This window comes from Streptomyces sp. NBC_00647 (assembly GCF_045207245.1).
Classification (GTDB): domain Bacteria; phylum Actinomycetota; class Actinomycetes; order Streptomycetales; family Streptomycetaceae; genus Streptomyces.
In genome coordinates this window covers 26058-37882 of the sequence record NZ_CP109040.1, presented here as the reverse complement: position 1 = coordinate 37882, position 11825 = coordinate 26058, and the positions used below count along the sequence as shown (strand labels likewise).

Sequence of the window (11825 nt, the reverse complement as noted above, 5' to 3'; positions counted from 1 at the left end):
CCGAGACTACGACGGTAGGGCCGCGCGGCAAGGTGGCACGCGAAGTGCGACAAGAAGGGACCAGACTGTGCGGCGAGACGCAAGCTTGAAGCACCGGTCCACACCCCCCTCACCCCCCACACGCTGATGTCACGGACGTTGCTGACCGCAAGAGGATTGCGATCAGCAACTCGATCTCTGCAGTGCTACCACCATGGCCTGAAGCGAGGTCCTGGGCCTGTAGGGCTAGCTGTTGGGCCCGCCAGTCCAGCTCTTTCCGGAGGATCTCCGCGATGCCAAGATCCCCGGCCAGCTCAAGCAGCCAGTTCCAGTCAGCCTCCTGGGCATCCGCTGCGCATAGCCGCTGCACGACCAAGTCGGCCGTTCCCCGCTCGCCCTGGGCCGCTAGCACGCGACACAAGGTGATCAGTGGCCAGGTCGGCTTCCCGCCGCGCAAGTCTTCTAGGGCCGGACGGAGTAGTGCGCCGTCAGGGCCGAAGATGTCCAGATAGTCGTCCACGAGCTGGTAGAGCGCTCCCGCCTTGGTCCCGAACTGATCCGCTGACCTCACGAGGGTCTCTGGCGCGCCGGAGACGAAGGCTGCGATCCAGGCCGCACAGCCAAACATGGCACCTGTCTTCCATGCCGTCATTTGTCCGTATGGGTAGTCGTTGATCGTGGAGTACCAGCCGTCGTGCCAGCCGATGTCGATGGTCTGGCCCAGATAAAGGTGCATCGTGGCTGTGCCGACGCGCTCATGGATGCGGAGCTTTTCGAGAGGCTCCAACGTCGTCGAACGATGTAGCGGCTGGAAGGAAAGAGCCCGAATCAACCCTGCTGCGTTGAGCGCGGTGCTGACCCCTGACGTCGTGTGAACGGCCGGCATCCCTCGTCGAACGGCGGAGTTGTCCTGAACGTCATCGAGGATGAGAGAGGCCAGGTGGTAGAGCTCCACCCCGGTAGCGCCAGGGACTACCCGCCAAGGATCACCGCCCAGCAGATCAGCCAGTGTGAACATCAGCAGCGGGCGAAGTCGCTTGCCCCTCCGGCTGAGCTGTCCACGGACCAGCTGCTCCATCTCGGGCACGTCTTGCCAGGGCCAGCACGCCAGTTCCTCGTCGACAAGCCGGTCGATCTCGAAGAGCTGCTCAGCGTAGCGGGCCCTCAGGGACTCGGTCATTGGCTTCTCCCAGCGCGGTAAAGACAACGGAACGTGATCTCGGAAACAGTGCTGGCACTGCCGCAGCGAAGTGTCGGGGATGCCGCGCAGCGAACGCCGCGAGCATCACCGCCCCATCTGGGGAGAGCCCGGCATTCTCATCAACGAAGGCTCGGCATTTATGCTCAGCCTCGCGCTTGCTGCCCAACCGGGCCCTCATCAGCGCCATGGCTGCAGCGCTGTAGCGCCAGTAACCCCGCAGGTCACTCGGTTTGAGCGGTTGGTCAGTCTCCAACCGGACGAGCAGCGGTGCGAGGGCGATGACTGTGGCGATGAAGTCCAGGTAGTCCTGCTGAATCCCGCGGAATTCCGCGTGACGCCGGGCGATTAGACCCGCCAGCTCTCGAACCTTTGCGTTCCTGACGCCTCCGTACCATGCTCGCTCGTCGGTGAACCCCAACAGCCGAAGCAGGAACACGCGCTCCGCTGCCCCGTCGAGTGTGGAACGGGCTAGAGCATCACGGGCGTACGGTGCCCGGACGGCCGTGAGAGCAGGCAACGTCAGGTAAGTGAGGAAGACGAACGTGCCAGCGGTTTCCAGCAGGTCTTGGCCGGACCAGACCGCTCGGACTGCCGCAAGGTCTGATTCATACCCGGGGGAGCGGGTGTAGTCCTCGAAATCGTGAATTCTCATGGAGGGACTCTCAATAGATCAGAAATTTCCGACCTGTCGCAAAGGTTTTCCGTCAGAAGGGGCGCAGAGTGGACGCGCGGAACGTTTGGGGCCCCTCATCCTATCCGAGAGTTCACCCCACGCATTACGCCCAATTTTCGATATTCCTATAACGGTTCCGTCGCTTTGGTGCTAATCGCACCAGGCTGTATCCCACTGGTGGCGGGCCGTGAGCTGCGTCAATATTTGCGGGGTCGACCCGGATCCTAGAGTCCGCTGCCGATAGTGGCACGATGAGGCGATGAAGAAACGTCAGTGAACGTAGCGGTCCACGTAGTCGCGCCCGGATAGCCGGTGGAGTTCGCGCATAATTTCATCCGTGACTGCTCGCGCAGTTCCCCAGTCCTCGGGTGATGCGGACCACCCGGAGAAGTCAAGTGGGCGACCCACCCGGATTCGTGCCCGCTGGAGAGCTGGAGCCCTTCGCGCTGGCGGCAGGATCAGGTCTGTGTTGAGTATTGCTACTGGTACGACGGTTGCGCCGGTGGCCAAGACGACCCTGCCAACTCCCGTCTTGCCTTTGTGGAGTCGCCCGTCTCGCGAGATCCCACCCTCTGGGTACAGGCAGAAGAGTTGGTCAGCGGTCAAGGAGGTGCGCGCCGCGTTCACAAGGGAATCCACCGCTGATCCGCCCGTGGGATCCACGGGTACCGCCTCGCAGGCGTTCATGAATTTTCGCATCAGGTGCCCTGACAGGCCGCGTCGGCGAAAGAGTCGGACATTGGTCACGAAGACCAGCTGTCGGTTGACGGCGAGTTGCAGAAATCCTGGGTCAGCATACGAAAGGTGGTTGCTCACGATAACGGCAGCACCCTCGGAGGGTACGTTTTCCAGCCCCTCCGCATCAGGGCCATAGACGGTTCTGATGACAGGTCCTGGAAAGATGTTTCGCAAGATCCGCCAGGTCTTCAAGACGGTCCTGGCCCACGCTCGGTCGCCGCCGGTCGTGTCGCGGGCCCTCCCCAGGCAGCTGGAAGCAGCATCAGGTCACCCGCGACGCCCAGTGAACGCGCAGATAGTGCCGAGCGATGGGTGGCGAGGATCTCTGTAAACAAAGCGAACGAGCGGGGGCAGCGGGCCCGCCACCATCGGTAGCCAACCCGAGGTGCAGCTTCTGCGTGTGCCGCGAGTACCCGGTACTCCTCCGGGTACTCGCGGCACACACCAGACAGGATATTCGCGACGTCTTCGCGGTAATCCGACCACACGTCCACCATGTCGTCAGCGAGCTTTCCCACTACGCCCAGATGGGCGAACTCTGCAATGATATCGGCCGTTGGGGCATGCCTGTTGAAGATGCCGATCACATGCGCGGTGCAGACCAGGAAGCCGCCGGAGTCCAGTTCGACCATTTCGATTAGATGCGAGATGTTCCCAGCCGTCCCACTGGATCTCGTCAGCGCGAGGTAGCGTTTGTAGTTGTCGGCCGCATAGCCCTCAAGGAAATCGCGGATGGCATGACGCTCCGGGTGGTCTGCCAGAAATCTGGAGAGAGCATCCATGTGCATCTGCACGGGTGCGGACTTGAGAATAGCGCCGAACTCCATCGACCCACCCTCGCGAACTCGGCACTCGTACTCATCGTCGAAGGCGGCCATGAGCCGGTAGAGCAGGATGACGAGCGGCCCCGTCTCAGGCCGCAACCGGCAGTCAGCCAACTCGGCGTAGCCATTAAGAAAGTGGTTGATGACGCTGTCGTACACCGCGGAACGTGCGCTCAGAAGCAGCTTGGACCCCGCGCTCCCGGCGTGCTTTGCCGGCCTGCCGAGTTGATAGGGCTGCCTGATCCAGTGCCAGAGGGAATAGCGCGAGATGGTGGCTAGCAGAGTTGTCTGCTGAGGGCCGGATACCCTCCGCCACGGATCCGCCTTGCCCAAGTCATCGGCCACTGCGCAAACCTACCGTATCAGGGATGTAATGTGCACTTCCTGCTATGGGGGATAGGGGAATATTTGGTGCAGTTCCCTGTGGCAGGGCAGGACTCGCTAGCGTTTCCCGGTTCACTCCGTGCTCGACCGCGTCCGAATCGATCGTCCGACCCGTCGAGCGGACCAACGTCACTGCGAGGTGACTCCCGTGGCGTGGACGATTTGGAGCCCGTACGAACCGAAGCGATCTTGAAGTGTGAGTAGGAGTGTCTGCATGTCAGGTGTGTCCTGCTGGGCAAGCGTTGGTGGCAGGTGGCGCAGATACAGGTCCAGCACCTCAGGACGTCCTGGAGGGTGTCGAGGACTTGGTAGAGGGTGGTACCGGTGCGGGCACTTTTGGGGCCAGGCGTTGTTCGGTGAGGAAGGCGTGGGCGGCGGTCACGAGGGTGACGTGGTGGTGCCAGCCGATCCAGGAACGGCCTTCGAAGTGGTCCAGGCCCAGGCCGTGTTTGAGTTCGCGATAATCGTGCTCGATTCGCCAGCGGACCTTGGCCAGACGGACCAGGTTGGCGATCGGAGTGTCTGCGGGCAGGTTGGACAGCCAGTAATCGGTAGGCGCCTGCGATTCGGTGGGCCACTCAATCAGCAGCCAGCAATCGGGCAGCATCCCGTCCCACCAGCCCTGTTCGGCTGAGGCAGCGTTCCGGATCGGACGCTCGACTGCTTTGCCGGCGGGCCGGACACGCACGGCGCCAAAGCGGGAGCGTAACTCCCCTCGTGAGCCGTGCCGCCAGGGGAGGGTGGTGAAGGCCTCTGGTCGGAGGCCGGCGGCAAGGGCTGACAGCGACGGTGCGGGATGCTCCCGCAGCTCGTCCACGCGACGGCGAGCGACGAGCTCGCGCTGTTCCAGCAGCCCCACGACCGACGGCATCCATGACCTCCCACAGCAGCGGCGACACGACAGACCACCACTCCCACAGGATCGTCCACCCTATGCCCGACCAGCGAAAGCGCCGTCCTCAAGCCCGGAAAGACAACAGCTTCTAATCTTGTTCTTTATCTACCAAGATCTTCCAGGTTTGCCGATGGCCTTGAGGGTCTCGGGACGTTTGGCGGTCTTGCCGACGTCGTAGCGGGTGGCGGGCCGCCGGTTTTTCGAGCCGGGAGGGCGTTCGGGTCCGGTTCCGGTTGGTTGAGGAACCTGGGCGGGGCAGTGCAGGCGTGCGCGGATGTTCCTGAACCCCCGGCGGACCCGGGCTGGGGTGAGGTGTTCGGGCTTGGCCGGTTTTTCCCAGGGCCGGCGAAGTTCGATGGCGAGGGGCCGGGCGAGGCGGAGCTGGGTGTGGGCGACGACCAGGAGCCAGGTCCAGCGGTCCGCGGCTTGGGGAGTACGGATCTTCGGGGTGGTCCAGCCGAGTGTCTGCTTTCCGAACCTGAATGTGTGCTCCAGATCGAATCTCCTGAGGAACACCTGCCACCACAAGTCCACGTCCTGCGGGACGGCGCCTGTCTTCGAGGACCACAACCACACCGGCGGAGCCTGGCGGTCCTTGGAGAGGTGCTCGACCTTGAGGCGGACCAGGGTGCCCTCAACGACGGGGAGTTCACCGTCGTGCTCCAGCCAGGCCGAACGGTGAGTCAGCCGTGGGTGGACCCGATCCCAGGCCTGGGCCTCCGCCTTGCCGTAGTTGATGGTGTCGGTGGCCGTCACGACGGCCGGTTCGGGCCAGGTCTCGGGCTGGGCGAAGCGGAATTCGGGCCCGTGCTTGGGCGGGCGCCCGCCCCTGGGGGCATAGACACGGGGCGGTTTCGGCAGGCGCATCACCCGGTCACTGCGGATCCGGCCGACCAGCTCGACGGGCAGGTCCCGCAGCACCCAGGCCAGACGGGTGACGTCGTAGCCGGCGTCCATGACGATCGTGATGTCCGGGTCTCCGGTCTGCCACTGGCCTGCCGCGACGAGCCGCTCGACCACGGCTCTCAGCTGGGCGGCGGTGACTGCGGTCGCATCATCGGCGGGGCCGAGCCGGACCACGTCCAGGATCGCGGTCCATGACGTGGCCCCGGGTTCCAGGACGGCGACGAAGGAGTACGGCCAGCCCGGGATGAACTGTGACGCCGACTTGGCCCGCCCATAGACGTGGCAGAACAGCCTCTCCGCCGAGCATGGCGCGTCCGACCGCAGCCAGGGCGACACATCGACCGCCAGCACCAGACGCCTCGCTTCGAACCGGGGTAACCGCAGCCCGGCCAGCACAGTTCGCAGCCGCTCAACATCGATGCGGCCGCGGTTGAGGGCTCCGTACATCGCTCCGTGCCCACGGCGATGCTCAGGCACCAGCGTCAGGTCCACCGGCGAGAGGACCGGCCCATCGACACACAGCACCGCGTCGGTCAGTTCGAACAGTTCATCGCCCCGCGCGGTCAAACACTCGTAGAAGTCGGCCCGGAAGCATGACGCTTCCACGAACGCTTCCCGCCGAACACGGCGATGCAGCAGACTCATGACAACAGCCTTCGGTTGATCCCGTATCTCTGTGACGGAGCAAAGGATCAAGCGAAGGCTGTTGCCATGTCTGGCAAATGCCCAGGTGAGCGACCTAGTTCGAGGCGCATTTCGACACTGCTAGATAAAGAACAAGCTAAGGGACGCATCTTGAGAGAGCAGCCCAGTCAGCCAACGGCGTACAGCTGCCAGTCCGGCGGATCGGAACCGTCCCAGTTGTCCATGCGTTCAGTCTGAAGTCCGTGCCGCGGGGCCCGTGACGATCCGCCAACTGCCGCTCGCTTCGCGGATCCCGGAGCCTATCCGCTCCGCGGTCAATGTCCCGACCGTCCTGTCACCGGCGCGGGTGACGGAGCAGGGCACAGCACCTTCTTGACGGAGGCGGGCCACGGCGTGGCGGTCGCCGAAGGCCCGGGGCGGACCCGCTTCGCAGGCCTCGCCGCTTGCTGCGTGCCGGACGCCCGCTCCGCGGCCATCCGGCCGAGCGCTCCGCGCTCTCACGTGGACGCTGGAAGGCGAGACGCTCACCATGGCGGCCACCGACCGCTACCGGTTCGCCAGAGACGTTGTTTGAATTCTTCACTCCTCCTCGGCATCCGGAGCTCGGTACGGCCGATGCTTACCTTCCACTCGCCGTACTCGGCGGCGCGCCGGCAATATGCAGCCACGCTCGGCAGCCTGCTGCTGTAAGGCTTGAGCATCGCTGGTTAGACCTGCTTTCCGCATCATGTTGGCTGCCGCGAGCAAGGCGCTGGAGTCGCCCTTGTCGGCGGCGCGCCGGTACCAGTCGAGTGCCTGATCGATCAGGCCAGCGTTCCGCAGCATCGCGGCGGCGTCCCACAGGGCGAGCGTCTCGCCGGAGTCGGCGGCGCGCCGGTACCAGTCGAGTGCCTGATCGATCATGCCTGCGTCTCGCAGCATCGCGGCTCGCGACCAGACGTCACGATTGTCGCCGGAGTCGGCGGCGTGCTGGTACAGCTCCCGCGCTTGGTCGATCATGCCTGCGTCGCGCAGCATCTTGGCTCGCGACCAGAGGTCAAGATCGCCGGATTCGACGGCATGCTGATACAGAGTCAGGGCTTGCTCGGTACGGCCCGCGGCCCACATCATCAATGTGGCCTCCCACAGTGCGTCGGTGTCTCCGGCGTCGGCGGCGCGCTCGTACCAGACGAGGGCCTCGTCGACCAGGCCCACGCGCTGCAACGCTTCAGCTCTCGCCATCAGCATCGGACTTGGATTGACGACTGCGAAGTGCCGCTCGTCGATCACGTGCACAACCGGTTGTGGGGGAATTGTGTCTTCGGCGGCGCGCTCGTACCAGACGAGTGCTTCGCTGCTTCGGCCCCGGACTTCGAGTACGTGGGCTGCCTCCCACAGTGCGTCGGTGTCTCCGGCGTCGGCGGCGCGCTCGTACCAGACGAGGGCCTCGTCAGTCAGGCGCGCGTCCCGCGCCATGTGTGCCGCCATTAGCGGGGGCGCGATACCGGCCTCTGCCGCTGCAGCGCACAGGAGCCAGGCATCGTGGTGCCTCATTCGCATGTGGAGCTCGGTCGCCATGCGGTACTGGTCGTTTGGTTGAGCGTGGTCGACCAGTGCTTGCCATACGGACTCAGGGACTCGTCTGTGTTGTCTGGTGGTCAGTGCGTGCTGCTCGAGGACATCAGACAAGAGGTAGTGGGGCTCGTCGTAACTAGGGCGACCGCGGCGAGAACGGATTGGACTGAGGGGTCCACGGATCCCGTGAATGGGGCGCCCCGTCTCGTGCAGGGCCGTTCGAAGCCAGTCTTCCGGGAGCAGATCCCATTGGATTTCGGTGAGGTATCCCTCGGCGGCAGTTTCCAGAAGGCTCACGGGTAGAGCGGGGCTGTGACCGACAAGGCGGGCATCCATAGCTGCTTCAATGAGTGCCCGCACTTCGTGCCGAGCGGTGTGGTAGCACTCAAGGAGGGCTGGGGCCCCGGCGAGGAATTGAGTGATGTGGCCCTGCTCCGCGTGCTCTGCGGCGTAGGCGAGTCTCGGATCATGCTCGGTTGCCGTCTCCAGGTTGGCCAGGTCAACGTCGGTGAAGGTCTCCGGGACGATGAGGTCGTGGCCGGTGAGGAGCATCCGTGCTGCGGAGTGGGGGTCTTCAGCGCCGTCGGCGGGCTGCGTGGTCAGGCGGTCCCAGTTCTTGGGCCAGACGGTGCCGAGGATGAGGACGGGGGCTCGGCCAGGGGCATTGAGGAGATTACGCAGGCCAGCAGCACGGTCTTCGCCGTCTGGGCTCCCAGGGGTGATGAGGTGCCGCTGGATTTCGTCCAGCCACACCACGGTGTGCGGTCGGATACGGTCCAGGGTTTCGAGCGCGGCTTCGGAGGGGCTGGGCTCGTAGAGCCACAGCCGCCAGTGGTCCGGCAGGGCTTGAATCGCTTCCCAGCAGGCACGAGTTTTGCCAGTTGACGATCCGCCTACCAATACCAGCAGACGGCTTTTCCCATCCGCTGCTGCCTTCGTTATCTGCCGCAGCTTGGCGTCGTGGGGCCGTTCAACATAGATAGGCAGTTTGGGCAGGCTCGGGCTCCACCAGCTCCCTTGTATGTCGATCGGTTGGTGCACGTCCAGGTCGGTCAACGGGTCGATCGCGTCGATCCGCAGCTCGAGAGGTTCGTCTGGCAGTGGTTGGGCGTCGACAGGTGTCAGTTCCGGTACGGGTCCGCCGGGTGTCGTGACGTGCGCGGTGAAGGCGGGTTCGGTGGCGAAGACGTGGGCCGGTATCGCGTGCAGACGGCGGTTTTCGTGCTCCTCGTCGTCCCATATGGCCACGCCGACCAGCAGGTCCTGGCAGAAGACAGCGGCCCCGGATACACCGCCCCACGCACGCAGGCCGTCGCTGCGCAGCCGTGGCGCCGCCTCCTGGTCCAGGACGTAGAGCCCTCCGCCAGGGCCGCCGCTGGCCAGCGGCGGCAGCATGCCGCGCAACTGCTCGATGCCCCGCGCCCCGTCGGCGCCCGCGGTGTGTAAGGGAAACCCGAGGCCGGTGTAGGGGAGGGCCGTGGTCCCCACGGGACGGCCCCAGCGGACCCTCCCCGGCACTTGGACAGGCTTGTCCAGCTCCAGGAGTGCGACGTCCTCGCCGTCGGGATGGGTCCAGCACACGGTAGCCCGGCGCTGCGCGATCGGGCCGTGGTGGGCATCGGGATGGCCGACGCGGACGGCGATCCTCGTCCAGCTCCTGCCGGTCTTCCTTTTGACGACAACGTGCCGTGCGGTCAGCACTAACCGCGGACCGATCAAGTATCCGGATCCGCGGGTACGGCGCTGCCGGGCGTCACCGGCGCGGATGTCGGCGAGTCGACGCGGGTCCATCTCAGTCCTCCTCCCAGGACCCGTTCTCCTGCCCGTCGACCTCGGCGTGTCTGCCGCCGGTGGCGCGGTCCCTGACTTTCAGCCGTAGGGTCAGCTTGTGCGTGCGCGCCGCGGCCGTCGTCCCGCCGGCGCCGACGGTGGCCACTCCGAACGTCAGCTTCCCCTCGCCGCGGCGCTCCTGACGCAGCTCCAGCAGCAGCTCGAGCTGTGCCTCCTCGATCTCAAAGGCGAACTGCTGTCCCGCAGCGGCGTCCTGCGCGGTGTACAGCTCCTGCCGCAGTTCCTCAATCGCTGCTGCCAATCCGATCTCTGCCACCCCTCCACCCCCGTCAACTGAAAGAAGCCCGTTTCGGACATGGTGTCCCTGCCAGGTCAGCAGTGTGTCAACCCGTGACTGGTTCGCGCAGCTGAAACCCGTCTGGCTCCCGCGCTCGCTGCTGCGTCCGCGCGCCGTGCGCAGCGGCTGTGGCCTTGGTGCGCGCCCTGCTCCCTCTTCGCGGCGCGGGGTCGGGGTGGTGCTGCGCCATTCTGCGGTCTGCGGTCTGCGGTCTGCGGTCTGCGGTCTGCGGTCTGCGGTCTGCGGGGGCGGGGGGGTGCCCCTATGTGTTTGGTCAAGGTCCAAGGCCAGTAGGTTCGTGCGGTCGAGGGCGGGCTGAGCCGTAGGGGTGTGCATGAGTGATAGCCAGGTCACGATCAAGCTCACGAGTGACGAGGCAGTGGTGTTGTCGCACTGGCTGGAGAGGCTCCAGATGACGGACCTCAGCCGTGTTGTCGACGATCCGGCGGTCTGGGCGCCGATCCATCGGATCGCCGGAACACTGGACAAGGCGCTTCCTGAGCTGTTCGCGCCTGACTATGAGCAGCGGCTTGAGGCCGCTCGTCAGCGGCTTCGGCCGGAGGACTGATCGAGGGGTTGGACTCTCACCCGGCCGCAGCTGGGGGCTCGTAGAAGGTCCCGTCGCGGAGCATGGCGAAGAGGACGTCGGCCCGGCGTCTGGCGAGGCAGAGCAGGGCCTGGGTGTGGTGCTTGCCCTGCCCTGGGCGATCTTCTTGTCGTAGTAGGCCCGCGATGTCGGATCGCCCAGAGCGGCGAACGCGGAGAGGAAGAAAGCCCGTTTGAGCTGTTTGTTTCCTCTCCGGGAGGGCTGTTCTCCGCGGATCGAGGAGCCCGAGCTGCGGGTCGTGGGGGCGAGTCCGGCGTAGGCGGCGAGGTGGCCGGCGGTCGGGAAGGTGCTGCCGTCGCCGACCTCGATCAGGATGCGGGCTCCGGTCCTGACGCCGATCCCCGGCATCGACGTCAGGACCTTGGAAAGAGGGTGGTCCGCCAGGAGTTCCTCGATCCGCCCTGCCAGCAGCTTCCGTTGGTCAAGCACGGCCGTCAGCGAAGTCGCGAGGCTTGGGACGATCAGCGCGGCCGCCTCGGTCCCCGGAACGGTCACGGTCTGCTCGTCCAGGGCGGCGAAGATCTCCTCGACCAGCCGCTCGGCCATCCGCGGGGCCTTCGGCCGCAGCAGCGTGACCAGTCGCCGACGGCCCGCCTTGCGTATCTGGGCCGGTGACCCGAACCGTTCCAGCAGCGTGAGGACGGCCGGGTGTTGCAACCGCGGTCCCAGGACCCGTTCCAGCGAGGGATGGATCTGGGTCAGCAGGCCGTGCAGCCGGTTCGCGACCCTGGTGGCCTCGCCGGCCAGGTCGTCGTCGAAGCCGACGATCATCTCCAGCTCGGCGATCGTCTCGTCCTCCCCGTCGATCACCCGCAGTGTGTGGGGCATTGCGCGGGCCGCGTCGGCGATGATGAACGCATCCCTCGCGTCGGTCTTCGCCTCGCCCGGGTAGAGGTCGGCGATCCTCCGCATCGTCAGGCCGGGCAGGTAGGCGACCGGGCAGCCCATGTCCCTCGCGACTGCCAGTGGTAAGGCGCCGATCGAGGCCGGCTGGTCGACCACGACCAGCACCGTTCCGTGCTTGGCCTGGAGTTTGGCGAACAGTTCGCGGAGCTTGGGTTCGGTATTGGGCAGGCGCTTGTCGAACGCTTTCTTCCCGGCCGGGGTGACGGCGGTGGCGTGGTGTTCGCCCTTGCCGACGTCCAGGCCGAGGAAGACGTCGATGTTGCCGGTGTCGATCACGTGCAGGGCCCCTCCATCATGCTTTCGTCCGGCCTTGCCAGGGCACCGAGCTGCCACATCCACGTTACGGAGAGCTCATCCGGCTCGGGTGAAGCCGGTGCTCAAGCCC

General features: G+C 65.5%; 8 protein-coding genes and 2 pseudogenes. 1 reads left to right on the top strand and 9 read right to left on the bottom strand.

Translation table 11 applies throughout. From position 1 onward, the window contains the following. Window positions 1-109: 109 nt before the first annotated feature. The 8 genes and pseudogenes from OG788_RS00165 to OG788_RS00130 all read right to left on the bottom strand — a co-directional run bounded on the left by OG788_RS00165 (window position 110) and on the right by OG788_RS00130 (window position 9906). Entirely contained in the window at window positions 110-1159 is a 1050-nt protein-coding gene (locus tag OG788_RS00165) for a polyprenyl synthetase family protein (protein WP_406368239.1), read from the bottom strand. Next, window positions 1128-1832: a hypothetical protein gene (locus OG788_RS00160; protein ID WP_406368237.1), complete on the bottom strand. Its 705-nt coding sequence runs from the start codon at window positions 1830-1832 to the stop codon at window positions 1128-1130. Before OG788_RS00160 ends, OG788_RS00165 begins: the two co-directional genes overlap by 32 nt. A gap of 291 nt (window positions 1833-2123) precedes the next feature. Next, entirely contained in the window at window positions 2124-2765 is a 642-nt protein-coding gene (locus OG788_RS00155; RefSeq protein WP_406376636.1) for a lysophospholipid acyltransferase family protein, read from the bottom strand. A gap of 14 nt (window positions 2766-2779) precedes the next feature. Continuing rightward, entirely contained in the window at window positions 2780-3760 is a 981-nt protein-coding gene (locus tag OG788_RS00150; RefSeq protein WP_406368236.1) for a hypothetical protein, read from the bottom strand. A gap of 316 nt (window positions 3761-4076) precedes the next feature. Then, window positions 4077-4625, bottom strand: a pseudogene (locus tag OG788_RS00145) (transposase); the annotation flags it as partial. Between the two features lie 174 nt (window positions 4626-4799). After that, window positions 4800-6245 (bottom strand): NF041680 family putative transposase, encoded by a 1446-nt coding sequence (locus tag OG788_RS00140; protein ID WP_406368235.1) that lies wholly within the window; start codon window positions 6243-6245, stop codon window positions 4800-4802. Window positions 6246-6824: 579 nt separating this feature from the next. Then, complete coding sequence (locus OG788_RS00135) at window positions 6825-9590, bottom strand: trypsin-like serine protease (protein ID WP_406368233.1); 2766 nt, start codon at window positions 9588-9590, stop codon at window positions 6825-6827. Between the two features lies 1 nt (window position 9591). After that, window positions 9592-9906, bottom strand: coding sequence for a trypco2 family protein (locus OG788_RS00130; protein WP_406368232.1), 315 nt, complete (start codon window positions 9904-9906; stop codon window positions 9592-9594). 355 nt (window positions 9907-10261) lie between these two features. On the opposite strand from OG788_RS00130, the gene OG788_RS00125 reads away from it, so the two are divergent. Continuing rightward, on the top strand, window positions 10262-10495 hold the full coding sequence (locus OG788_RS00125; RefSeq protein ID WP_406368230.1) for a hypothetical protein: 234 nt from the start codon (window positions 10262-10264) through the stop codon (window positions 10493-10495). A 16-nt stretch (window positions 10496-10511) separates the two neighbouring features. On the opposite strand, the pseudogene OG788_RS00120 reads toward OG788_RS00125, so the two are convergent. After that, window positions 10512-11716: pseudogene (locus tag OG788_RS00120) on the bottom strand (IS110 family transposase). Between the last annotated feature and the right edge of the window lie 109 nt (window positions 11717-11825).